Genomic DNA, 23,993 nt, shown 5'->3' on the forward strand with positions numbered 1-23,993 from the left:
CGGACCGTCCTGCAAAAGAAAACGGGGCCTGTGAAGGCCCCGTTGGTCAACTCAAAGCAGCAAGATCAGAGCTTGTGCCAGGTCTGGCTCTTGCAGATCAGCCCGCCGAGCACGCAGCCGCTCATTTTGAGCGAGGTGCCCGACAGTGTTGCCTTGCCCGAATAGGTCTTGTCGTTTGCCGGATCGGTGATGTTGCCGGCATATTTGTTGGCCCCGGCCGCCTTGAGCGAACCGATGGTCTTCCCGGCATATTTGCCGGTCTTCAGGGTGATGGAGAATGAACCGCTGCCGCCGATAACTGCTGTGTCGCCGGCTTGTGTCTTCCAATTGCCTTCGATCGGATCGGCCCAAGCCGCACCAGCCATCATCACGGCGGCCGCCAGGGCCAAGCTCACTTTGCGAAACATATCTGTCCTCCCTGGTTTAGATGGGCAGCCGCCTCTCTGCCCCTTACGCAAACGTAAGCTAATCCAGCTCCCGGCAAAACAAAAGCGTGCCGCGACGGAAGGTTTCGCAATTTTCATGCAGGGTCGGGAGAGTGCAGCCCGTGGAAATGAAACGATCGAGGCGTTGGCTTTGGTTCGCGTGGTTAGCAGAGTGTTGATCGGCGCCTTGCAAATTTTCGTCAAATCGGTCGAGAAACGGCGGGATTGCTGACTTTGTATCCTTAACGAATTTCCGCGTTTACCTCTTGTTTTAGCTTTGTTTTCTCCAAATTAAGCACGCCATTTAACGACGGATTCAAGGCTCGGCCTCATTCTCGGAAGCATCGAACGAGCGGCTCCCCAGGGAACACCGGGGGGACAGAAGAGGCCCGCTCTCGGGAGCCAGACAGGGGACTAAAATGGCACGTTTTGAAATGCTTGAAGCCGGCTTCGGCGCCATGGGGGCAACTGCCCAGGCCGACATTCTTTTCGAACTGGGCATGATGTATGCGACCGGCCGCGATTGCGAGACCGATGTCGTTGCCGCCCACAAATGGTTCAACATCGCCGCCATCAAGGGCTCGGTCCGCGCCGCGGAACTGCGCTCGGAACTGTCGGCCGCAATGTCCAAGGTCGAGATCGCCAAGGCGCTGCGCGAAGCCCGCGAATGGATGACGATGCACTGAGATCGCGAGCAGATTATCGAAAACAGGGAAGCCCCGGGATCAAGACCGCAAAGACGGTCGGAACCGGTGAAACGACAAGGCCGCGACAAGACGGCCGACCATGAAAGAACAAGAACGCGGCAGGCCGGCACGGTCCAATCGTGCACAATGGGGACGGCGGGCAGGTTTTCGTGGCGCGGGGGCGCATGGGGACTGCTACGAGCTAAAAGCCACGACCGGCCGGAACAGGCTGGCGTGGCTTTTTGCGTTGATGAGGCCCAATCGAGCGGCGCCGATGCGCCTAGACAGGCCCAATGAAGGATGAAATTGTCCCGCCTTCGGAAAGAAGCGCGGCCAGAGCGGCTGCGCGAGTGTGGGAGGAGTTCTATCACCATGAAAAAAACGGGTATTTTGAGCGCGGCCGTATTTGGCCTGATGATGAGCGCGCCGGTTGCCTTTGCCGATGACATCACCATTTCGGTGGTCGGCCCGATGACCGGACAGCTCGCCACGATCGGCGATCAGTTCAAGCAGGGCGCAACGGCAGCCGCCGATGCGATCAACGCCGCCGGCGGTGTCAACGGCTCCATGATCAAGCTCGACATCGAGGACGACCAGTGCGATCCCAAGCAGGCGGTTTCTGTGGCCAACCGGATCGTTGCCAACAGCGTCAAGTTTATTGACGGCCATGCCTGTTCAGGTTCGAGCATCCCGGCTTCCGCCGTCTACGCCGAGGCCGGCGCGCTGATGATGAGCCCGGCCTCTTCAAATCCCGAGCTGACCGATGCCGCCGCCAAGGCCGGCTGGCCGACGATCATGCGTCTCTATACGCGTGACGACGCGCAGGGCGCCTTCATTGGCCCCTGGATCGCCAAGAAATATGCCGGCAAGAATGTCGTTATCCTGCATGACAAGAGCGCCTACGGTCAGGGCGTTGCCGATGCCGTGAAGGCGACGATGAATGCCGGTGGCCTCAAGGAGATCGACTATGAAGGCATCAATGCCGGCGAGAAGGATTATTCGGCTCTCGTCACCAAGCTGAAGGACCTCAAGGCCGACGTTGTCTATTTCGGCGGCTATCACCCGGAAGCCGGGCTTATCCTGCGTCAGTCGGCCGAGCAGAGCGTCAAGTTCCAGCTGATCATGCCGGACTCGATCGCCTCGCCGGAATTCTGGCAGGTCGCCGGCCCCGCCGGTGAAGGCACCCTGTTCGTCTTCCCGTCGGACCCGCAGGCCAAGCCGGAAGCCAAGGAGGCCATCGCCAAGATCAAGGCGGGCGGCTTCGTGCCGGAAGGCTTTACGCTGTTCTCCTACGCCGTCGTTCAGGCGTTTGCAGAGGGCGTCAAGCGCGCCGGAACGGACGATCCGGTCAAGGTAGCCGAAGCGCTGAAGAACGGCACGCCTTTCAGCACCGTGGTCGGCGACGTGACCTTTGATGAGAAGGGCGATCTGAAGAACGCCAGCTACGACATCAACCAGTGGCATGACGGCAAATACGCGCCAATCCCGCAGTAATCGTCCGCGTACTCAAGGAAATGGCCGGGCTTGTCCCGGCCATTTTTCGTTCAAGCCTCGGCTATGCAGCCTCGTCAACGAAGCGCACCAGCACCGTTCCGTCGGTGACCTGCGCGCCCTCGGTGGCGATTTCCGCGATCACGCCGTCATGGCTGGCGGCGATCGTGTGCTCCATCTTCATCGCTTCCAGTATCAACAGCGGCTGGCCCTTGATCACCCTTTCGCCCTTTGCCGCGCGCACCAGCTTGACCACGCCTGGCATCGGCGCGCGCAGGCTGCCGGAAGCGGCGGCCGCCTCGTCGGTGCGCGCCAGCGGATCCGGGACGAGGAAACTGTAGCCGACCGCGCCTTCGAACACGGTGACGTGGCCTGGCCAGCGGGCAACGCGAGGGGCGGCGCGAAGATCATGCGAATTGACGCTGTCATAGGGCGCGTCCAGCGCCACCTCGAAGCGCCCGTCCGGCCGCACTGAAACACGCGCCAGTATATCGTCCTCGCCATGGCGCAGGCGCGTGCGGCGCGCAACGCTGTGGAAATGCGCATAGCCGGCAAGCGACGACCACGGATCGTTCGACGGCGGCAAGGCACCGGCGCCCGCCGCGGCAAGGGCCGCCGCGGCAACGATCTCGCTGCGCGGCGGGGCGACCGCGGTCAGCGCTTCCTGATGCCTGCCGATCAGGCCGGTATCGACATCACCGGCCGAAAAATCGGCGTCCGCGGCAAGTGCCGCGAGAAACGCGGTGTTGACGGTCGACCCGGCAATCTCGGTCTGCGACAACGCAGTGCCGAGCGCATCGAGTGCCGCCTGCCTGTCCTTGGCGTGGACGACCAGCTTGGCGATCATCGGATCGTAGAAGGGCGAGATCGCATCGCCGGCCCGCACGCCGGTCTCGATGCGCATGCTGGCGCCTTCGGGCGCGTTGTCGGGAAACGCCAGGTGATGCAGCGTGCCGGTCGCCGGCAGAAACCCTTTCGCCGCGTCCTCGGCATAGATGCGCGCCTCGAAGGCGTGGCCGGAAAGCGTGATTTCGCTCTGCGTCTTCGGCAGCTTTTCGCCGGCGGCTACCCGCAACTGCCACTCGACCAGGTCGGTGCCGGTGACCATTTCGGTGACGGGATGCTCGACCTGCAGGCGGGTGTTCATTTCCATGAACCAGAAGCGGTCGGCCTTCAGCCCTTGCGAGGCATCGACGATGAATTCGATGGTGCCGGCGCCGGAATAGCTGATCGCCTTGGCGGCCTTGACCGCCGCTTCCGTCATCGCCTCGCGCAGCGCCAGCGTCATGCCGGGCGCCGGCGCTTCCTCGATCACCTTTTGGTGGCGGCGCTGCGCCGAGCAGTCGCGCTCGTAGAGATGCACGGCATTGCCAAAATTGTCGCCGAACACCTGGACCTCGATGTGGCGCGGCTTGTCGACGTATTTTTCGACCAGCACGCGATCGTCGCCGAACGCGGCCTTGGCCTCGCGCCGTGCGCCTGACAGCGCTTCCGAAAAATCTTCGGGATGTTCGACGCGGCGCATGCCCTTGCCGCCGCCGCCGGCGCGCGCCTTGATCAGCACGGGATAGCCGATCTCACGCGCCTTGGACGCCAGCAGCACGATCTCCTGCGCCTCGCCATGATAGCCCGGCACCACCGGCACGCCGGCCTTTTCCATCAGCCGCTTGGCCGCATCCTTCAGCCCCATGGCGCGGATCGAGGCGGCCGACGGGCCGATGAATGTGAGCCCCGCCGCCACCACCAGGTCGACGAAATCGGGGTTTTCCGAGAGGAAGCCGTACCCGGGGTGAATTGCTTCGGCGCCGGTCGCCAGCGCCGCCGCAACAATCTTGTCGCCGCGCAGATAGCTTTCGCCGACCGGCGAGGCACCGATACTCACTGCCTCGTCGGCCATTTTGACATGCAGGGCCTTGGCGTCCGCGTCGGAATAGACGGCAACGGTGCGCACTCCCATCTTCCTGGCCGTGCGTATCACCCGGCAGGCGATCTCGCCGCGATTGGCGATCAGGATCTTGGCGAACATGGAGCCTCCCGGGTTTGTCTCGGGCGGCGCCGGTCTGGCAGGAATGAGCCTATTTCGAAGCCGCGATTTTGCAGCCGCCGCTCGCGGTCTGAACCTTCCACTTTTTCAGGCCAACCTGACAGCTTCGCAACGCCAACTCTTCCGCGGCCTTCTGAGATGGCGCGTTCAGCCGCGCACCGCAGATGATGTAAAGATCGTCGACGCGCGAGTAGAATGTGGTCGCGTAGGCCGAGTGGCCACTCGCCGCGACATAGGCGTTGTACGACTTCGTGCAGGGCTCCTTTGGATTCAGTGACAACGGAGGCCAGAATCGGGTGTCTCCCTTGCTGCCCGCCAGCGATCCAGCCGCCCCGATACCGGGTGCCGTAAATACGAGCAGGCCGGCAAGCATCGATACAGTAATTCGTTTGATGCGTGTCGATTTCATCTTGCGCCGCCCATTTGAAAAATGCCCAAGCCGATGCTTGTCGGCCTACTTCGATGCCGCAACTTCGCAGCCAGCCCCTGTAATGACCTTGTAATGGCTGCGGGCGGACTTGCAGGATTTCATCGCCCGTTCTTCGGCAGCCTTCTGTGACGGTGCATTCAAGCCCGAGCCGCAGATGATGTACAACGAACGGATCCGGGCATAGGGCGTGGTCGCATAGGCCGAATGGCCGCCGGCGGCCACATAGGCGTTGTAAGCCATGGTGCACTGGTCTTTCGGGCTTTTCGGCAAATACGGATAGAAATGGATGTCGCCTTTGCTTCCCGCCAGCGATGCCGCGGCGCCAACGCCGGGTACCGCAAATATAAGCAAGACTGCAAGTACCCACGCAGTCGTTTTTCCCGAATATTTCGGCCTCATCTTTACCCCATCCCCGTTGCCCAATGCGGGATGAACAATAGCGTCTATTCTCCAGTGCCGCCAGCCTGCTCACCGAAAATTGCTTTTGCGTAGGTGGATGAACCATCTTATCCATGCAGACTAGCATCCTTCAATGGCAGCAACGGCTTGTCGGTATAGTTGAGCTGTTGGCTCGTCGAAGCAGCAGAAAATAACTGTTTCGGGCGTTGAGTTCTGTCCGACGAAGGTAGCTGCGATGCCAACGGCAATCTGCGTCGCCTCATTTTTCGGATAACGGTAGATGCCGGTGGAGATCGCCGGAAATGCCACGGTCCGGCAATCCCTGGCGGCGGCGATTTCGAGCGACCTGATATAGCAGGAGGCGAGCAGCCCGGCTTCGCCTTTTCCGCCGCCTTGCCAGACAGGTCCGACCGTGTGGATGATGTAACGTGCCGGCAGGTGATAGCCCTTGGTAAGCTTTGCTTCGCCGACCTTGCAGCCGTTCAGCATCCGGCATTCGAATTCGAGCTCCGGGCCTGCGGCGCGGTGAATGGCGCCGTCGACGCCGCCGCCGCCCAGCAGCGAGGAATTGGCGGCGTTGACGATGGCATCGACCGCAAGCCTGGTGATGTCGCCGGTGTGGACATGTATCCGTTGGCCGAGCTTGCTCATCACTACATCCTGAACACGCCGAACTTCGTTTCCTCGATGTCGGCGTTGAGCGCGGCCGACAGGCTGAGCGCCAGCACCTCGCGCGTTTTCGCCGGGTCGATGATGCCGTCGTCCCATAGCCGCGCCGAGGAGTAGAGCGGATGGCCCTCATGCTCGTATTTCATCAGGATCGGCTTTTTGAATTTCGCTTCCTCGTCCGCGCTCCATTCACCACCCTTGCGCTCGATTCCCTCGCGCTTGACCACCGCCAGCACGGTCGCCGCCTGTTCGCCGCCCATCACCGAAATGCGCGCATTCGGCCACATCCACAGGAACCGCGGCGAGTAGGCGCGTCCGCACATGCCGTAATTGCCGGCGCCGAACGACCCGCCGATGATCATCGTCACCTTCGGCACCTTGGCGGTGGCAACCGCCATCACCAGCTTGGCGCCGTCCTTGGCGATGCCGCCGGCCTCGTACTTTCGCCCGACCATGAAGCCGGTGATGTTCTGCAGGAAGATCAGCGGGATCTTGCGCTGGCAGCACAGCTCGATGAAATGCGCGCCCTTCACAGCACTTTCGGAAAACAGCACGCCATTGTTGGCGATGATGCCGACCGGCATGCCCTGAAGATGGGCAAAGCCGGTGACCAGCGTGGTGCCGTAATTCTGCTTGAACTCGTCGAACTCGGAGCCGTCGAAGACGCGCGCGATCACCTCGCGCACATCATAGGGCTGGCGCAAATCCGTCGGCACGATGCCATAGAGTTCACGCGGATCGTGAAGCGGCGGCGCGGGTTCCTGTAAGCTCAGGCTTACGGTCTTGCGCCGGTTGAGGTTCTTGACGATGCGCCGGCAGACGGCCAGCGCATGTTCGTCGTCCAGCGCATAGTGGTCGGCGACACCGGACAGCCTGGTGTGCACGTCGGCGCCGCCAAGCTCCTCGGCGCTGACATCTTCACCCGTAGCCGCCTTCACCAGAGGCGGGCCGCCGAGAAAAATGGTCGCCTGGTTGCGCACCATGATCGTCTCGTCCGACATTGCCGGCACATAGGCGCCGCCCGCAGTACATGAGCCCATGACGCAGGCGATCTGCGGAATGCCGGCCGCCGACATGTTGGCCTGGTTGTAGAAGATGCGGCCGAAATGCTCGCGATCGGGAAACACCTCGTCCTGATTAGGCAGGTTGGCGCCGCCGCTGTCGACCAGATAGACGCAAGGTAGATTGTTTTGCAGCGCGATCTCCTGTGCGCGCAAGTGCTTCTTCACCGTGAGCGGATAATAGGTGCCGCCCTTCACCGTGGCGTCGTTGACCACGACCATCACCTCGGTGCCTTCGACACGGCCGACGCCGGCGACGAGGCCGGCCGAGGAAATCTCCTCGCCATACATGGACCATGCCGCGAACTGGCCGATCTCGAGGAAAGGCGAGCCGGTGTCGAGCAACTGCGCCAGCCGCTCGCGCGGCAACAGCTTGCCGCGCGAAACATGACGCTCGCGCGCCTCCTCCGAGCCACCGCGCTCGACGCTTGCCGCCTTGTCCGCAATGTCGGAAACCAGAGCCCGCATGCGCTCGGTGTTGGCGCGAAAGGCTTCGGAGGAAGGGGAGATCTGGGTTTGAAGTACGGCCATATCGATCTCTACACCTGCGCTAGGAGTTTGCCGTTGCGGCGTTCGAAAATTTTATCGGATAGCAGATTGAAGCCATCCTTGAACGTGACGTCGATCATCTGTCTGGCCGCGCTTTGGGCCTTCGGATTGCTCGCATCGAAGATGAACAATTGATCCCGGCGCGGCAGCGCAAATAAAACATCGCCGGGAAACTGTGCTTTGATCGACAGCCAGAACTCGTCGAGCAGCACAAGGCTCGTGGAGAGCATCGTATTGCCGTCGACGTAATAGAGATAAAATGTGCCAATCTGGCCGTCGGAGACAATTTTCGGCAGCCATTTCTTCACATTGTCTAGTGCGACATCGCGCAAATCCGAAAGCGCCCGGCCGGGGAAGTCCTTCGGAGCAACAGGTGAGACTGAATCGGGAAGGTCGGCCATGTATACGACCGCAATTTCACCAACCAGCGGTTCGCACAATAAATCCAAACCCATCGATCTGAGGTGCTCGACATACTGCTGGGTCCGTATCACCGCGATCAGACTTTCTTCACTCGCCCTAGATCGTATTTCGGCGAGGCCTCGGACTAGCCTGCGTATGGCCGCATCGGCGTCTTCGTCGGGGTATGAGTTCAAGTGCCCGAACACGTTTGTGACGTCTGCCGTCACTTCTGCGCCATCGAGTTTTGCACCGATTTTTGCAGGATCCGATGGGTCTGCGACAGCGCTATCGACACCCGGCTGCCGCTTGAATTCGGCAATTACGAGCTCTCTGAATTCCGCCATATTAGAAAAGCGACGCTTCTGAGCCTTCGCGCGCCCGAGAAAGCCAGCGATTGTGGAAAACAAAGCCATTGCAAATATCCCCCGCCTTGTGACTGGATGCCCCGATGACGTAACCATCTATCGCCCTACTTGTCTCTCGATACCCGCAAAACTACAGCCTGCCATCTTGGCAGGCACTAAACCCCTTCCGCCATGATCTCGCGCCCGATCAGCCAGCGGCGGATTTCGCTGGTCCCGGCGCCGATCTCGTAGAGCTTGGCGTCGCGCAACAGCCGGCCGGTCGGATACTCGTTGGTATAGCCGTTGCCGCCAAGCAGCTGGATGGCGTCGAGCGCCATCAGCGTCGCTTTTTCGGCGGCAAACAGCACGCAGCCAGCGGCATCCTTGCGTGTCGTCAGGCCGCGATCGCAGGCAGCCGCGACAGCATAAACGTAAGCGCGCGCGGCGTTCATCGTCGAATACATGTCGGCAAGTTTGCCCTGCACGAGCTGGAACTCGCCGATCGGCTGGCCGAACTGCTTGCGCTCATGCACATAGGGGATCGCCACGTCGAGACAGGCCGCCATGAGCCCGAGCGGTCCGCCGGCGAGCACGGTGCGCTCGTAGTCGAGGCCCGACATCAGGACCTCGACGCCGCGGCCCTCCTCATGCAGCACATTGTCATAGGGCACCTCGACATTGTCGAACACCAGTTCGCCGGTGTTGGAGCCGCGCATGCCGAGCTTGTCGAGCTTTGGCGATGCCGAGAAGCCGGCCATCGTCTTTTCGACGATGAAGGCGGTGATGCCGTGCGATTTCCGCTCCGGATCGGTTTTGGCGTAGACCACCAGCGTTTCGGCGTCGGGGCCGTTGGTGATCCACATTTTCGAGCCGTTGAGCACATAGCGGTCGTTGCGCTTTTCGGCGCGCAGTTTGAGCGAGACGACGTCGGAGCCGGCGCCCGATTCCGACATGGCCAGCGCACCTGCCCTTTCGCCCGAGCACAATGCCGGCAGGAATTTCTCCTTCTGCGCCGGCGTCGCCCAGCGGTTGATTTGGTTGACGCAGAGGTTCGAATGGGCGCCGTAGGAGAGACCAACCGAGGCCGAGGCGCGCGAAATCTCTTCCACCGCAATGACGTGGGCAAGATAGCCCATGCCGCTGCCGCCGAAATCGGGATCGGCGGTGATGCCGAGAAGGCCGAGCGCGCCGAGCTCTTTCCACAGATGCGTGGGGAATTGATTGCTGCGGTCGATCTCGGCAGCGATCGGCGCTATTTTCTCCTGGGCAAAGCGGCGCACCAGATCGCGCAGCGCCTCGATGTCCTCGTCATGCCCGAAGCTGAGTGTGTTCGTGTACATGCCGTTCCTCCCCGATTTCGATCTTCGCGCCAACCAGGCGCATTGTCATTGAAAGATATGTCGCCGTGACTTCAGCCATCGACAGCCGCTCGCCCGGCCGGAACCAGACGATGACGCCGGTCATCATCTGGATCAGGGCCATGGCAGTGAGCCCGGTGTCATCGACACTGAAGGCGCCGGCCTCCGCGCCGTCGCGCAGGATGGCGCGCAACTCCTTCTCATAGGCGGTGCGCATGCGCAGTATCTGCGTCAGCCGGTCATGCGACAGGCTGCGCAATTCCATGTTCGAGACATGGGTGGAGTGGCGGCGCTCGATGTGGAAAGCGATGTGGTTTTCGACATAGGCGGCAAGCCGCGTTGCCGGATCGGCAGCGTCGGGGCGTGCGGCGTCCCACGCTTCGATCAGCCCTTCCATATGTTCGCGCATCAGCGTGAACAGCAGGTCTTCCTTGGTCGGAAAATAGCGGTAGAGCGCGGCGGCCTGGACGCCGACCTCGGCGGCAAGCTGCCGCATCGACATTGCCTCGTAGCCGAAGCGGGCGATCAGGCTGACCGCAGCCTCCCGGACGGCCGCTTCAGTTTTTTCGCCGTCGGATCCCGTTGTGCGTGCCATGAACGTCTCCCGATACCTAGTAATAAAACGAACGTTCAATTAATTCAAGCGGCAATAAAGTGGTTCCGTCTAGACGATGATCCGAAAGTCGATGGGCGCGTCGAGGAGTTCGAATTCCTCGGTCTCGACCTTCGAAACCGAAGCTCCCCTTGGCCCTTGCCGGAGCTGTTCGATCATTGTGGAAACCGCAGCATCGGCACCGGCAATCGAGGCCGTCACGGTGCCGTCTCGTTCATTGCGTACCCAACCTACGAGGCCAAGCCCTGTCGCTTCGCCTCGCGCCCACATCCGGTAGCCGACGCCTTGCACCTTACCATGCACGCTCGCCTGCACCGCCTTTTGCCGGTCATCCATCGTTGCCTCCCATGCACAGAAACTGGCGCGGAATCGGACGAAAGCAACAGGCTTGAGTGTCGGATTGCTGCTGGATCGACGGAGTCGGGGTCGCGGCTGATTCTGTTTTGGCCTTGGCGGCCTCGGCAGGCTCTGTTGCGATGGCAATCGGCGGGGCTAGTTTCCCCGCGCCGCGGCGAGTGCGCCGGGCAGTTCCTCGGCAAAGATGTCGAGTTCATGATCGAGGCCGACGCTGACCCGGATGCAACGTTCGAGCCTTGGCGCCATCGGCTTGCGGATGAAAACGTCGCGCGACAAAAGGTTTTGCAGCACTTTCAGCGCGAAGGCGCCGTCCTGGCCGCAGTCGATGGTGACGAAATTGGTCGCCGATGGCAGCGGCTTCAGCCCGTTCGTCTCCGCAATCCCGGCTATACGTGTGCGGCCGGCAGCAACTCGCGCCACCACGCTGTGCAGCCAGTCCTGGTCGGCCAGCGCCTCGACGCCGGCGATCTGCGCCATGCGGCTGACGCCGTAATGGTTGCGGATCTTCTCGAAATCGCGGATCACCTCGGCTTCCGCCACCGCATAGCCGCAGCGAATGCCGGCCAGCCCGTATGCCTTGGAGAAGGTGCGCATGCGGATGACGTTGGGCCGCGCGACATCGATCGGCGGCAGCGCCGAGGCCGGCCCCAATTCGCCATAGGCCTCGTCGAGCACCAGCATGGTGGTTTCCGGCAACGCTTCGACGAAGCGGGTGATATCTCCTGCTTCCCACCAGCTGCCCATCGGATTGTCCGGATTGGAGAGATAGACCAGCGGCGCCTTCTCCTTGATGACTGCCTTGAGCAGGCCGTCCAGGCTTTCCTTGTCGTTCTCGTAAGGCACCGTGACCAGCCGGCCGCCGACGCCGGCAATGTGGAAGTTGAAGGTCGGATAGGCGCCGAGCGAGGTGACCACTGCGTCGCCGGGCGCGACATACATGCGCGCCACCAGGCTGAGCAGCCCGTCTATGCCTTCGCCGACGACGACGTTTTCGGCGCCGACGCCGAGATGGCGGGCCGCAGCCTGCTTCAGATCGTAATTGTCGGGATCGCAATACATCCACTGGTCACGCGCGACGCGCTCCATACGGGCGATAACGCGCGGCGAAGGCCCGAAGCTGCTTTCATTGGCGCCGATGCGGGCGCGAAAAGCACGTCCGCGCTCGCGCTCCTGCGCTTCCGGTCCGACAAACGGCACCGTCGAGGGAAGCGCGCCGACAAGCGGCGTGAGGGCAGGGCGCTGGCGCATGGCAAAGGCTCACGAGAAGATGGGCCTTCTTGCTAGCGTGCCCAATAGGACGGCGCAAGTTCTGGCGCGGCTGGAAATAGTGGCCATGACGCCCGTGATGAAATCGGCGCGGGTGGCCACGCTCTACGACCTGACCGCCGGTAGGCGGCAGCCTTTTGAAGGCCAGCACTGCAGCCAATGACTATGGCGACGGATGCTTCAAAAAGAAAAACCCGGCGGTTGCCCGCCGGGTTCGATTTTCAGCCAGGCTCTGCCGGTTAGAACGAGCGCTGGAAGCGGAGGAGACCGCCAATGCTGCTCTTCTTGTCGGCGTTGGTGAAGTTGGAGAAGTTGGCGTCGTCGAACTTGCCTGCGTTGAGGTAGTCGACTTCGGCCGTGACCGTGAAGCCGGGAACAACGTCGTAGGCGATGTTCGCAGCGACGCCGAGGTTCTTCCATTCGTCATAGGAGACCTGAGCATTGAACGAGGTCTTCTCGTTGATGGTGTAGGTGCCACCACCCCAGAAAGCCCAGTTGCCGCCCCACTGCTTGTAGAAGCCGCGGCCGCCAGCGTCGATCGCATAGCTCGAGTCCGTCAAATTGTCGTCGGTGCCGTAGCCGCCCATGATGAACAGCGACAGGTTCTGCATCGGGGTGATGTCCAACCGAACCTTGCCGGCGACTTCTTCATAGTTGCTGTCATAAGCGACGACGCCGGTGATGGCGCCCCAGCCCTGCGTGTACTTCACGCCGCCGACGACATGCGGAACGTAGCTGTCGATGGTGTCGAAGCCCGAGCCTTCTTCGAGAGAGACCACGGCCGAGAAGCCGTTGCCCGCATCGAAGTAGTACTGGACGACGTTGGTGTCGAAGTCGCCGTAGGGAACGAGCGTATCCTGAAGGACGTTGCCGGCGTAGCCAATGAACGTGTCGAAGGCCGATTCGTCTTTACCGACGCGCAGACCACCGAGCTGGATCCAGGCGAAGTTCAGCGAAACGTTCTTGTTGCCGGCAGGGTTGGAGTTGAACTCGTCTGCTTCGGTAGTCGGATCGTCTGCCGAGGGGTAGCCGTTGCGGTTGCCGAAGTTGAAGCGGGTCTCGGTGTAGGTCTTCAAGGTGCCGAGTTCGGTTTCCTGGCCGGTCCAGGTCTTCAGCGTGAAGCGGGCGTTCTTGTAGAAGGTGTCCTGCTCGTCGCCATCCTTATGGTCGAAGGACCTCGCACCGTCGAACGAGCCGACGTCGCCGGCGCCGATGTCGTAGCGGACATAGCCGCCGATGCGCAGGCAGGTTTCGGTGCCGGGAATGTAGAAGTAGCCCGAGCCGTAAACGTCGCAAATCTTGACGTATTCAGCCGGTTCCGGCTCGGCGACGACGACGGCGTCGGCGGCGCGCGCACCGGAAACTGCGATCAGNCGCCGATGTCGTAGCGGACATAGCCGCCGATGCGCAGGCAGGTTTCGGTGCCGGGGATGTAGAAGTAGCCCGAGCCATAAACGTCGCAAATCTTGACGTATTCAGCCGGTTCCGGCTCGGCGACGACGACGGCGTCGGCGGCGCGCGCACCGGAAACTGCGATCAAGGCCGCAGCGGAGCCGAGGAGAAGGCTCTTAATGTTCATTTTCTGACCTCCAGTCAGAATCGAACAAGACAGTGAAGCCAGCGACAGGCGTTTTCGCTGTAATCAATTGTTATTGTTGAAGTTTATTGAAAAAATGGACTTTGCGGCAGGTGATGCGGCCATCACCACAGGCGCTTGTTGGCGAAAGTATGCTCTGAACCGGATTTGAGATAGCGCTCGAATGAAGCTGCCTTGGCCTGGTTCGAAAAGGCCATATAGGTGACGATCCGCCACGGCAGAAACTTGGATGTATGGCTGGATTTCCCCGCATTGTGCTCGACAAGCCGTCGTTTCAGGTCCGTCGTTATGCCGATATAGCGTTCGCCTTCCGCAGCCGTACTCTCCAGAAGATACACATACCACATGAGCTGCTCTCCTACGCCAAGGCTTCGGAGGGCATCCTCTCCGCCATCCTGCTTCGAGCTGAGGGTTGGGCTTGTCCTGCGAAGCTCGAAGAGCGAAGCAGGACTCCATCGAATTTTGCAGAGGGATTCTCTGGGCTTACGCTGTGCGGCACGTAGCACACCACACGGTCCGGCCCTCCTACGCCAAGGCTTCGGAGGGCATCCTCTCCGCCATCCTGCTTCGCGCTGAGGGTTGGGCTTGTCCTGCGAAGCTCGAAGAGCGAAGCAGGATGGCGGAGAGGATGGGATTCGAACCCACGAGAAGCTTTTGACCTCTACTCCCTTAGCAGGGGAGCGCCTTCGACCACTCGGCCACCTCTCCNTCGAACCCACGAGAAGCTTTTGACCTCTACTCCCTTAGCAGGGGAGCGCCTTCGACCACTCGGCCACCTCTCCGTTGCGCCGCTGGATAAAGAAAAGCGCGGGCACAATCAACAAGCCGGCGACATTATCTCTGAAAATTCCGGATTCGGTCGCAGCGCCGCCTTTTGCATGCGGCGATTCTGCGGCGGTTCCCTGGCTGGCGAGTCGGCGACATGGCCGCAATCTCGGCCGTTCATCGCCGGATTCGGCCGCATTCCGGCGCTGCGGCAAAGACTTCCGGGCCCTCGATAGTTAATGAGAGCTTTCTGACTGAGGCCAAATCGTGTCATTTGTGCAACAACGCCGGGGGATAGCACCCGCACAGCCCTTTTTCCGGTACGATCGTGGTTGAACGTCGCCGCCTCATGGGTAATGTCGATTTCGAAGGAGCGGCGCGGTGCGCATCTTTTTCGGTAGTGGGGATGGGGCAGGGAACGCTGTCCTNCCGAGCCGGAACCGGCTGAATACGTCAAGATTTGCGACGTTTACGGCTCGGGCTACTTCTACATCCCCGGCACCGAAACCTGCCTGCGCATCGGCGGCTATGTCCGCTACGACATCGGCGCTGGCGACGTCGGCGCATTCACGGGTGCGGAGTCGCTCGACCACGAAGATGGTGACGCGCAGGACACCTGGTACAAGAATGCCCGCGCCACCTTCAAGACCTGGACCAACCAGGAAACCGAACTCGGCACCTTGAAGACCTACACCGAGACCCGCTTCAACTTCGGCAACAACAATCGGTACGCCACCAACATCGCTGATGATCCGGCCACCACCGACATCGATGAAACCGCTTTCGATAGCAATCCGGCCGGCATGAAGAGCGTTTCGCTGAACTTCGCCTGGATCCAGCTCGGTGGTCTCCGCGTCGGTAAAGACGAATCGGCCTTCAATACGTTCATCGGCTACGCCGGCAACGTCATCCAGGATACGCTGGTTCCTTACGGCGGCTTCGACACCAACGTCATCCAGTACTACTTCGATGCGGGCAACGGCTTCTCCGCCGTCCTCTCGCTCGAAGAAGGCGCCGGCGTCGTCGGCACCATCGACAGCTATGTTCCGCATGTCGTCGGCGGTCTGAAGTACACGCAGGGCTGGGGCGCCATCACCGGCGTCATTGCTTACGACAGCAACTACGAAGAAGTCGCTGGCAAGGTTCGTTTGGACATCACCCCGATGCAGAACCTGTCGCTGTTTATCATTGGCGGCTATGGCACCGACGACAATCTGTCGGATCCGACCTGGGCAATCCCGGCCGGCGGCCGCGGCTTCTACAAGCAGTGGGGCGGCAACTGGGCAGTCTGGGGTGGTGGCACCTACACCATCAACGAGAAGACCTCGTTCAACGTCCAGCTTTCGTATGACGAAGACAAGAACTTCGGCGCCGCGGCGAACATCGCCTATGACGTCGTCCCCGGCCTCACGGTCACGGCCGAAGTCGACTACATCAACGTTGGCGACTCCGATTGGACCGATGCACGGGACGACGACGCCATCGGCGGCATGCTCCGCTTCCAGCGCTCGTTCTAAGGGCTGGTTCTATACAGGTGAATACCAGCCCGGGCGCTTCGACGCCCGGGCTGTTTTTGTTTCGTGACTGGACAAGACAAGCAGAAGGAACAGGGGGAATCGGCAGCTGAACAGTCCGTAGGGTGAGTTCGTGGGATCCGCTGATGGGCGGATGAATTCACAACTGCGTGATTAAATCTCTTGAAAGGACGCTTCCAAGCGGGTAGGTCTGACTCTATCCACTCGGGGGTGTGGCAATTTATGACCATCGAAGCGATACAAGAGGGCGACCCCTCCGAGCATTTCTCAATGTTCTCTTCTCAAACTGCGAAGATAAAATACAGCTACAACAAGATCAGAGAAGTAAAGTCGCACCGGGTCGGAGAGCTTTTTTCAGCGTACCGAGACATACTCTGGGATGATGGGCGACATAAATACAATGTCAGCTCCTTCATCGGCGAAATAGACGAGATTCTCCTCGGAGAACGGTTCAGCGCCTTTGACCAGAGCACCCTTGATAATCTTATCGGCACCTTGCGCCAGCGCGGCAACAGCAATGCAACCATCAATCGAAAGATGGCTGCCCTCAGCAAACTGCTGCGCAAGGCTTACAAGATGGGGGATATCCACAGCCTGCCCGAGTTCCGCCGCCAGAAGGAGCGGGCGGGACGGATTCGTTTCCTCGAAAGGGACGAAGAAGCAAGGCTGTTCGCTGCCATCAGGACCCGCAGCGAGGATGCTTATCGTCTTTCGTGCTTTCTCGTGGACACCGGATGCCGTCTCGGCGAGGCGCTCGGACTGATCTGGAACGACATTCAGGAACACCGCGTCTCGTTCTGGATCACCAAATCCGGCCGCAGCCGCACCATCCCGATGACCGAGCGGGTCAAAGAGGTGATCAAACTGCCCCCGTCAGAGGGCCGCCGGCCCAAGGGTCCGTTCACCAAACTCAGCCAGGCACAATTTCGCGCCATCTGGAACGATGCCAAGGCCGAAGTCGGTCTCGGCGCCGACGACCAGGTGGTGCCGCACATCTTGCGTCACACCTGTGCCTCGCGTCTGGTCCAGGGCGGCATCGACATCCGCCGCGTGCAGATGTGGCTCGGCCACCAGACGCTTTCGATGACCATGCGCTATGCGCATCTGGCCACCAACGATCTCGACGGTTGCGTCGTCGTGCTGGAAACGCCCCGCGGCGAGGGGTTATCCGGCGATGGAAAAAGCTCGGCCTTCGCATCGCCGCTGACCACGGCCTCAGTGCCAGCGCCTGCTCAAAAAAGTAAAGCGGCAGCGGCGAAGGCACCCAAGGCGCCCCGGAAAAGCTCGAAAGCCAAATAGTTACCCAAGGCTTTCATATACTGCCACGACAGCCCCAGGATCAGAGTTGATCTTGGGGTTTACTTTATCCGATCCAAACATTCCGCTTCATCCAGGAAAGCCGCGATAGCGCCCGGCAGATTGCCTGTCTCCAGGAAGGGGGCATGACCCTGGCCCTCGACGGTGATCGCTTCCATGCCGGGATGACGCTTTTGCATCTCGTCGAGTGTGTCGGCCGACAAGAGTTTCGAGTTGGCGCCGCGAATGGCAAGCAAAGGTATCGCCGCCAGCGCCTCGAACCGCGGCCACAGATCCGGCAACGGCTTGCTGAGGTCGAGGCCCGCCACCGTCTCGACCAGCCGCGGGTCGAAATCCGGCAGCAGGAGACCTTCGCCCGTCTCGCGGTAGAGGGCCGACACCATCCGCTCCCAATCCGCTGCGGTCAGAGCGGGAAAATCCGCGCCGTGAGCGACGCGTTGGGCATCGACCGCCTCAGCGCGGCTCTTCGGTTTCGGTGCCGGGTCGAGATAGGTTTGGATATAGGCGAGCCCCGCGGCCTCGATCACCGGTCCGATGTCGTTCAGCACGATGGCTTTCAGCGCGGCCGGCCGCAGCGCGCCGAGCACGTGGATGATCAGCCCGCCGCGCGAGGTGCCGATAAAGGCCGCTTCCTCGACGTTCAGAGCGGCCAGTCCGGCGAGGACATCGCCGGCTTCGATGCCGACATTGTAGTGGCCGATATCAGGATCGTAAGCGGACTGGCCGCGGCCACGGTAGTCGAAGGCGATGACCTTGCGCGGATTGTCGGTTCGCTGCGACAGATAAAGCGCCAGCTCATGGAAATCGCGCGCGTTGCGGGTCAGGCCGGGCAGGCAAACGACCTGCCAGTCTGCCGAATTGGTCTCGCCATAGACGCGGGCGTGAAGCTTGAGCCCGTCCGGCGCGGTGTAGAAAAAGTCGGAGAAGCCGTCGGTGCTCGACATATTAAAAGGACTCCCTGTCCGGATTGTCTCCGTCTGCTACAGGCGAGGGTGGGAGCGGTCAAATCGAGGGTTGTCAGCAAGCTGACACTCTTGGAAATGCCAGACATCTCCCCCACGAGGGGGGAGATTGGCGGTTCAGGCGCTACGCCCTTCCTTCGACGTTGGAGATCGGCGAAATCGGCAATGACAGCTGATCTCCCCACTCGTGGGGGAGATGGCCGGCAAGGGTGCGCGAAGGATCGCCAACGTCTGCCCGTGGCGACAGCTCTGCGGCCTCAGCCTCTTCCGTTCACCAAATCCCCAACGATATCGTACTTCCCCGAAATGCGCATCTTGTAGACCTCGTAATTCTCCATCACGCGCTGCACGTAACTTCTTGTTTCGGTGTAGGGAATTCGCTCGATCCAGTCGACGACGGCGTCGATGCCCTTGCCGCGCGGGTCGCCGTACTTGGCTACCCATTGGCTGGCGCGGTTAGGGCCGGCATTGTAGCCGGCGAAGGTCAGCACATAGGAGCCGCCGAAGCGGTCGAGCTGCTCGCCAAGGAAGGCAGCCCCCAGCGTCGCATTGTAACCGGCATCGCTGGTCAGCCGATCCTGGGAAAAGCTCAGTCCTGCCTTCTTCGCCAATTGCTTGGCGGTGCCCGGCATCAGCTGCAGCAGGCCGCGCGCGCCGGCGCTGGAGACGGCGCCGACATTGAATTCGCTTTCCTGGCGGGCGATCGCATAGGCCAGCGCCTTGCCCGAGCCGGATATGTCGGCGGTGTCGGGAATGACGCCCAGCGGATGCGACAGCGCGCCGACATCGATGCCGCGCGCGCCGGCGATCTTGCCGATCTTCAGCGCCATGAAATGATTACCTTGCTTTTCCGCCAGCACCGCAAGCAGCGCCAGCTCGCCGGGGCTGGTCAACTGCCCGGCGAGGTCGCGGTAAAGCGTCTCGGCATAGCGGTCGTAGCCCGCCTCCTGCAGCCGCTTGATGGCGCTGACGGCTTCGCGGCCGTCAAAGCTTTGGCGGTCGGCAGTGCTTGGCTCGGGATAGACGATGTTCAGCGTGCGCAAGCCAACCCGTTCCGCCGCCAACTGGCCGTAGAAAGTGGTGCCATAGGCCGCCGCCTTGGTGAAATAATCCTTCGCATTGCCGGGACCGCCGGCTTCCGCCGCGCGGCCAAGCCAGTAATAGGCGCGTGACAGCGACATCGGTCCCTGCGCGAGATCGGCGATGCGGGCAAAATGGGTCGAGGCCATCGCAGGATCGTTGAGGCCGCGCAGCGCATACCAGCCGGCGTGGAATTCCGCCTCGGCGGCACTCGCGGGACTTTCGGCGGCGTGCGCGGCAACGATCTTGTAAGCGGTCTTCCAGTCGCCCTGATCGACCAGCGCGCGCGACAGCACGCGGCGCTCGACCCACCAGGCATCGGGATCGACCAGCGCGTCGCGGTTCGTTGGCGCTTTCATTACCACCGCGGCGGCGTCCGCAAACTTCCGCTGCTTGCGCAGATATTCGGCTTGCGCGAAGAAATAGCCGGCCGATTGCTGTGCGGCAGGCACTGCTTTCAACAGCTTGGCCGCGTTCTTGTCGCCACGCGAGGCGGCGGCCCAGGCATCGGCCAGCGGTTGCGCGCCGGCAAGGGCTGCGACCCGCAGCGCCGAATTCTCCCGGTCGGCATAAAACATCCGTTCCATGCGGAAACGATGGTCGGCAGCCGGAATGATGGCGCCAAACTCCTTGCTGACGGCCGCCTCGTCCCTGGCTTCCAGCTTCTCGGTGCGCCAGAATGGCGACAGCACGGAAAGCGCAGCCTTGGTGTTGCCAAGAGCTAAATAAGAACGGGCAAGGATGACCACGCCTTGAAAGGTCAGCGGCTGGCTGCCGTCAAAGGCTTTCACCACGGTCTGCGGCGAGGGGTTTTCGCGATAAAGCGCGCGCTCGCTGTTCTTGCGCAGAGCGATGGTGCCCGGCCAATTCGGCAACATCTTTGCGGTATCGGCAATCTCGCTGCTCGGCACACGGTCGCCGCCATAGAGCGCGATCGCCCAGGCCAGGATATGGCGGTCCAGCGAACTGGCCGGCAATGTTTCGCGCACCGCTCGTGCCGCGGCGATATCGCCGGTCGCCAACGCGTCGAGACTGCCTTTCAACACGGCGATATTGGCGGAGGGCGCATCGGTCTGCGCTCCATCTTGCATGTCAGGCATCGGGATCGATGAGGTCGTCTGCTCGTCGACGCTCTCGTTTGCCGCCGTCCCCACTATCAGCAGGGCAACGGCGCCAAGCAATATGAAGCGGAGTGGCCGACTGGCCGGCATGATCCTGATCTTTCCCTGTTGCGGCACTTTAGATGGCAAGCCCAGGTGCCCGAGAGCCTAGACTTAGGTCGTGAAGAGCTCGTAAACAAAGGGTTATCGAGGCCGTTCGAATTGCGCTTGCTGGCACCATCGGCATGCTTGCCGCGCAACAGTGTCGAGACTATGGTGCGCGGCTTCGCTTTCGGCTAGAAGGCGCCCGATGCATGTCGCCCAAAAGCGGGAACCGGTTTTGGGACGATGATACGCATAAACAAACAAGTTCCAAGGAGTTGGACGACATGCTGAGAGGCTCGCTTACTGCGCTCGTGACGCCGTTCGAAAAGAGCGGACGTTTCGACGAGAAAGCCTTTCGCGCTTTCGTCGAATGGCAACTTGGCGAGGGCACGACGGGCCTCGTCCCGGTCGGCACCACCGGTGAGTCGCCGACGCTGTCGCATGACGAGCATCGCCATGTCGTCAAGGTCTGCATCGATGTGGCCAAGGGCCGCGCTCCGGTCGTCGCCGGCGCCGGCTCCAACAACACCGCTGAAGCGGTCGGTCTGGTGCAGTACGCCGAGCAGGCGGGCGCCGACGCCGCTCTGGTCGTCACGCCTTATTACAACAAGCCAACACAGCGCGGCTTGTACGAGCATTTCGCTGCCGTCGCCAGGGCGACCAAGCTGCCGATCATCATTTACAACATCCCGCCGCGCTCGGTGATCGACATGATGCCGGAGACGATGGGCAGGCTGGCGCACGACTTCAAGAACATCGTCGGCGTCAAGGATGCCACCGGCAAGGTCGAGCGCGTGTCCGAACAGCGCGCCACCTGCGGCAAGGATTTCATCCAGCTTTCAGGGGAGGATGCCTCGGCGCTCGGCTTCAACGCCCATGGCGGCGTCGGCTGCATCTCGGTGACGTCGAATGTCGCGCCGCGGCTGTGCGCCGAATTCCAGGAAGCCACACTGTCCGGTGACAGCGCCAAGGCGCTGGAATTGCAGGACCGTCTGCTGCCGCTGCACAAGGCCATCTTCCTTGAGCCCGGCCTGTGCGGCGTCAAATACGCGCTGTCGAAAATTGGCAAGGTCGAGAACGTGGTGCGCTCGCCGCTGGTGACCATCGAGGCGTCGACCGCCGAGAAGATCGATGCGGCGATGAAACACGCCGGCTTGATAAATTAAGGATGAGGCGCCACCTCTCCGCATCATGAACCAGGTCAGAAAAGCCGATCCCAACAACAAGACCGTTGCGGAAAACCGCAAGGCGCGGTTTTCCTATGAGGTGCTCGACACCGTCGAGGCCGGCCTTGTGCTGACCGGCACCGAGGTCAAGTCGTTGCGCCAGGGTCAGGCCAACATCCAGGACAGCTACGCCTCGGTCGAGGGCGGCGAGATCTGGCTGATCAACTCCTATCTGCCGGAATATCTGCAGGCCAACCGCTTCAACCACGAGCCCAGGCGGCGCCGCAAGCTGCTGCTCAACAAGCGCGAGATGGCAAAACTGGCGCAGAGCATCGACCGCGAAGGCATGACGCTGGTGCCGCTGAAAATCTACTTCAACGACCAGGGCCGTGCCAAGCTGCTGCTCGCCGTCGGCCGCGGCAAGAAACTGCACGACAAGCGCGAGAGCGAAAAGCAGCGCGACTGGTCGCGCGAAAAGGGCCGGCTCATGAAGGAACGGGGCTAAGAACCTCGAGCCACAGCCCCAGAAAAGCCACATCGGCTTTCAAGTTTCCAGCGACATACGATGGGGAAAGGCTTGAAGAACCGGATCATTCTCTGGGGTGCGGCCAGTCTGGTCTTCGCCGGCATCGTCGCCGCAGGTGGCATCTTCTATTTCCGGACGTTCTCGCCGGATCGTGACAGCTATCCGGTCAGGGGTATCGACGTTTCCCATCATCAGGGTGAGATCGACTGGCGGCGCGTTGCCGCCGATGACGTCGCCTTCGCCGTCATCAAGGCGACCGAGGGCGGCAACCATGTCGACGATGCCTTCGCCAAGAATCTGCGCGAGGCGCGCGCGGCCGGCCTCGCCGTCGGCGCCTATCACTTCTTCACCTTCTGCCGGCCGGGCGCCGACCAGGCGAAAAATTTCATCGCGGTGGTGCCGCACGACCAGCCGCTGCTGCCACCGGTCGTCGACATCGAATTCGGCGGCAACTGCCCGCAACGCCCGTCGCCGGAACAGCTGAGCGCGGAACTCCAGGCCTTCCTCGGACCGGTTGAAGCTGCGTTCGGCAAGCCGGCGATCATCTACCTGACCGACGAGGCTGAGGACGCCTATGCCGGACAGATGGCTGTGCGGCAGCGCTGGCTGCGCTCGCTGGCGTTCAAGCCGAGCGAGGACGGCTGGATTTACTGGCAGTACCACAATATGGGCCGTGTCGACGGGATCGAGGGCGATGTCGATCTCAACGTCCTGCAGGGTGGGCAGCAAACGCTGGCCGAGCTATTTGCTGCGCCCGCATCGCTCTCTTCGCAAAAGCCTCCATCGCCTTGAACGAATCATCTGGCCTTGAGTTTGGCATCCGCAGTCTTACGCAGGCTTGGGAACAGGCCTGGAAAGAGCCGAAAAAGCCATCCCCGCGGCCATGATCAGTACGGCGGCGAACTGGGCGCCGGTCGGCGTCTCGCCGAGCACCGTCATCGCGATCAGCACGGTTGCGATCGGCACGCATGGCATGAACAGCGATGCCGCCTGCGACCCCAGCTGCCGGACGATATAGGTGTACAGGAACATGGCGGCCGCACCTGCCAAAAACCCTTGAATGACGATCTGGCTGGCAATCTCGGCCACTGATGCCGCGCGGAGGCCGCTTGGGGCAAAGAAATAGAGCAACGGCAGCGGCACGCATGACAGCAGCACCACCGTTGCGGTCGCCGCAACCGGATCGACGCGCCAGCGCCGCACGAGAACGGCATAGGCGGCAAACATCGCGCCGGATCCGACGAACAGAAGATCGCCGAAGAGGACATCCTTCATGCCGCCGCCAGTGCGCACGGGTGCAATGAACAGGATCAGCCCGGCGATGATGGCTGCGACGCCGATGGTTCGCTGGCGCGAGGTTTTCTCCCTCGTGGCGATGCGCGACAGCACGAATGAGAAGAACACGATCGAGGCAGGGCAAAGTGCGGCACCATGCGCTGCCGGCGCATAGGTCAGTCCCCAATTGATGATGATAGGGTAGGGCAGTCCGGCCAGTGCCGCCAGCGTCAAGGCACGCCTCCAGCCCAATGCCTTGCCAGTCGCCCGGCCGTTTCTCCAGGCGACCAGCAGCATGACCATGCCGGCGCCGGCAAAGCGCAACGTTGCCAAATCGGTCGCGGTCAGATGTTCCCGCAGGCTGAAGCGGGCGGCGACGAACTGCACGGCGTAGATGCCGATCATGGCCAGGCCAGCAAGGATTGCCGGCTTCGTGTTTCGGTCCTCTGTCACGTGCATTCTTGTCCCGCT

23 protein-coding genes, 1 tRNA gene and 2 pseudogenes are annotated in these 23,993 nt (G+C 61.6%); 8 read left to right on the top strand and 18 right to left on the bottom strand.

The window, feature by feature from the left end:
* Positions 1-65 precede the first annotated feature (65 nt).
* A complete protein-coding gene (locus X728_RS144450) occupies positions 66-407 on the bottom strand; it encodes a DUF2147 domain-containing protein (RefSeq protein WP_023687258.1) in 342 nt (113 codons plus the stop codon).
* Positions 408-844: 437 nt separating this feature from the next.
* Here X728_RS144450 and X728_RS144445 point away from each other — a divergent pair, with 437 nt between their 5' ends.
* Together X728_RS144445 and X728_RS144440 are read left to right on the top strand one after the other, a co-directional pair.
* A complete protein-coding gene (locus X728_RS144445; protein ID WP_006199745.1) occupies positions 845-1,111 on the top strand; it encodes a sel1 repeat family protein in 267 nt (88 codons plus the stop codon).
* A gap of 372 nt (positions 1,112-1,483) precedes the next feature.
* On the top strand, positions 1,484-2,605 hold the full coding sequence (locus X728_RS144440; protein ID WP_023832455.1) for an ABC transporter substrate-binding protein: 1,122 nt from the start codon (positions 1,484-1,486) through the stop codon (positions 2,603-2,605).
* A 61-nt stretch (positions 2,606-2,666) separates the two neighbouring features.
* Here the strand turns inward: X728_RS144440 and X728_RS144435 are convergent, their stop codons facing one another.
* The 10 genes from X728_RS144435 to X728_RS144390 all read right to left on the bottom strand — a co-directional run bounded on the left by X728_RS144435 (position 2,667) and on the right by X728_RS144390 (position 12,076).
* Positions 2,667-4,628, bottom strand: coding sequence for an acetyl/propionyl/methylcrotonyl-CoA carboxylase subunit alpha (locus tag X728_RS144435; RefSeq protein ID WP_023832456.1), 1,962 nt, complete (start codon positions 4,626-4,628; stop codon positions 2,667-2,669).
* Positions 4,629-4,677: 49 nt separating this feature from the next.
* Positions 4,678-5,055 carry a hypothetical protein gene (locus X728_RS144430; RefSeq protein WP_023684512.1) on the bottom strand — a complete coding sequence of 126 codons (378 nt, stop codon included), beginning with the start codon at positions 5,053-5,055 and terminating at the stop codon, positions 4,678-4,680.
* A 45-nt stretch (positions 5,056-5,100) separates the two neighbouring features.
* Complete coding sequence (locus X728_RS144425; RefSeq protein WP_023832457.1) at positions 5,101-5,475, bottom strand: hypothetical protein; 375 nt, start codon at positions 5,473-5,475, stop codon at positions 5,101-5,103.
* 120 nt (positions 5,476-5,595) lie between these two features.
* Positions 5,596-6,126: an O-acetyl-ADP-ribose deacetylase gene (locus X728_RS144420; protein WP_023832458.1), complete on the bottom strand. Its 531-nt coding sequence runs from the start codon at positions 6,124-6,126 to the stop codon at positions 5,596-5,598.
* A gap of 2 nt (positions 6,127-6,128) precedes the next feature.
* The gene (locus tag X728_RS144415; RefSeq protein WP_023832459.1) at positions 6,129-7,736 is read right to left on the bottom strand and encodes a carboxyl transferase domain-containing protein; all 1,608 of its coding nucleotides are present in this window, start codon (positions 7,734-7,736) and stop codon (positions 6,129-6,131) included.
* Between the two features lie 8 nt (positions 7,737-7,744).
* Positions 7,745-8,569 carry a DUF1444 family protein gene (locus tag X728_RS1000000169330; RefSeq protein WP_196815099.1) on the bottom strand — a complete coding sequence of 275 codons (825 nt, stop codon included), beginning with the start codon at positions 8,567-8,569 and terminating at the stop codon, positions 7,745-7,747.
* 107 nt (positions 8,570-8,676) lie between these two features.
* On the bottom strand, positions 8,677-9,840 hold the full coding sequence (locus X728_RS144405; protein WP_023687268.1) for an isovaleryl-CoA dehydrogenase: 1,164 nt from the start codon (positions 9,838-9,840) through the stop codon (positions 8,677-8,679).
* Complete coding sequence (locus X728_RS144400; RefSeq protein WP_023692832.1) at positions 9,809-10,453, bottom strand: TetR/AcrR family transcriptional regulator; 645 nt, start codon at positions 10,451-10,453, stop codon at positions 9,809-9,811. The genes X728_RS144405 and X728_RS144400 overlap by 32 nt, the downstream gene beginning before the upstream one ends.
* A 69-nt stretch (positions 10,454-10,522) precedes the next feature.
* Positions 10,523-10,807 (bottom strand): acylphosphatase, encoded by a 285-nt coding sequence (locus X728_RS144395; protein ID WP_023832461.1) that lies wholly within the window; start codon positions 10,805-10,807, stop codon positions 10,523-10,525.
* Between the two features lie 156 nt (positions 10,808-10,963).
* Positions 10,964-12,076, bottom strand: coding sequence for a pyridoxal phosphate-dependent aminotransferase (locus X728_RS144390; RefSeq protein WP_023832462.1), 1,113 nt, complete (start codon positions 12,074-12,076; stop codon positions 10,964-10,966).
* On the opposite strand from X728_RS144390, the gene X728_RS144385 reads away from it, so the two are divergent.
* On the top strand, positions 12,075-12,257 hold the full coding sequence (locus X728_RS144385; RefSeq protein WP_023832463.1) for a hypothetical protein: 183 nt from the start codon (positions 12,075-12,077) through the stop codon (positions 12,255-12,257). The genes X728_RS144390 and X728_RS144385 overlap by 2 nt on opposite strands.
* A 76-nt stretch (positions 12,258-12,333) precedes the next feature.
* Here the strand turns inward: X728_RS144385 and X728_RS0135860 are convergent, their stop codons facing one another.
* The 4 genes and pseudogenes from X728_RS0135860 to X728_RS144375 all read right to left on the bottom strand — a co-directional run bounded on the left by X728_RS0135860 (position 12,334) and on the right by X728_RS144375 (position 14,399).
* Entirely contained in the window at positions 12,334-13,467 is a 1,134-nt protein-coding gene (locus X728_RS0135860) for a porin (protein ID WP_023832464.1), read from the bottom strand.
* Between the two features lie 2 nt (positions 13,468-13,469).
* A pseudogene (locus X728_RS1000000169335) lies at positions 13,470-13,673 on the bottom strand (porin); the annotation flags it as partial.
* A 122-nt stretch (positions 13,674-13,795) separates the two neighbouring features.
* Complete coding sequence (locus tag X728_RS144380; protein WP_023832465.1) at positions 13,796-14,038, bottom strand: GIY-YIG nuclease family protein; 243 nt, start codon at positions 14,036-14,038, stop codon at positions 13,796-13,798.
* A 270-nt stretch (positions 14,039-14,308) separates the two neighbouring features.
* Positions 14,309-14,399 (bottom strand) — tRNA-Ser (locus X728_RS144375).
* Between the two features lie 488 nt (positions 14,400-14,887).
* Between X728_RS144375 and X728_RS0135875 the strand changes: the two are divergent.
* A pseudogene (locus tag X728_RS0135875) lies at positions 14,888-15,973 on the top strand (porin); the annotation flags it as partial.
* A 240-nt stretch (positions 15,974-16,213) separates the two neighbouring features.
* The gene (locus tag X728_RS144365) at positions 16,214-17,290 is read left to right on the top strand and encodes a site-specific integrase (protein ID WP_023832468.1); all 1,077 of its coding nucleotides are present in this window, start codon (positions 16,214-16,216) and stop codon (positions 17,288-17,290) included.
* A 59-nt stretch (positions 17,291-17,349) separates the two neighbouring features.
* Here X728_RS144365 and X728_RS144360 read toward each other — a convergent pair whose 3' ends face one another.
* Positions 17,350-18,252: an alpha/beta hydrolase gene (locus X728_RS144360; RefSeq protein WP_023832469.1), complete on the bottom strand. Its 903-nt coding sequence runs from the start codon at positions 18,250-18,252 to the stop codon at positions 17,350-17,352.
* A gap of 275 nt (positions 18,253-18,527) precedes the next feature.
* Positions 18,528-20,561, bottom strand: a complete 2,034-nt coding sequence (locus tag X728_RS144355; RefSeq protein ID WP_023832470.1) for a lytic transglycosylase domain-containing protein — start codon at positions 20,559-20,561, stop codon at positions 18,528-18,530.
* A 278-nt stretch (positions 20,562-20,839) separates the two neighbouring features.
* On the opposite strand from X728_RS144355, the gene dapA reads away from it, so the two are divergent.
* From dapA to X728_RS144340, 3 genes are all read left to right on the top strand, one after another.
* Complete coding sequence (gene dapA, locus X728_RS144350) at positions 20,840-21,721, top strand: 4-hydroxy-tetrahydrodipicolinate synthase (protein WP_023832471.1); 882 nt, start codon at positions 20,840-20,842, stop codon at positions 21,719-21,721.
* A 25-nt stretch (positions 21,722-21,746) separates the two neighbouring features.
* Complete coding sequence (gene smpB / locus X728_RS144345; RefSeq protein ID WP_023687280.1) at positions 21,747-22,226, top strand: SsrA-binding protein SmpB; 480 nt, start codon at positions 21,747-21,749, stop codon at positions 22,224-22,226.
* A gap of 72 nt (positions 22,227-22,298) precedes the next feature.
* On the top strand, positions 22,299-23,039 hold the full coding sequence (locus X728_RS144340) for a GH25 family lysozyme (RefSeq protein WP_023832472.1): 741 nt from the start codon (positions 22,299-22,301) through the stop codon (positions 23,037-23,039).
* A 36-nt stretch (positions 23,040-23,075) separates the two neighbouring features.
* Here the strand turns inward: X728_RS144340 and X728_RS144335 are convergent, their stop codons facing one another.
* Positions 23,076-23,975, bottom strand: coding sequence for a DMT family transporter (locus tag X728_RS144335; protein WP_245266202.1), 900 nt, complete (start codon positions 23,973-23,975; stop codon positions 23,076-23,078).
* Positions 23,976-23,993: the final 18 nt, after the last annotated feature.

This window comes from Mesorhizobium sp. L103C119B0, assembly GCF_000502235.1.
Lineage (GTDB): Bacteria > Pseudomonadota > Alphaproteobacteria > Rhizobiales > Rhizobiaceae > Mesorhizobium.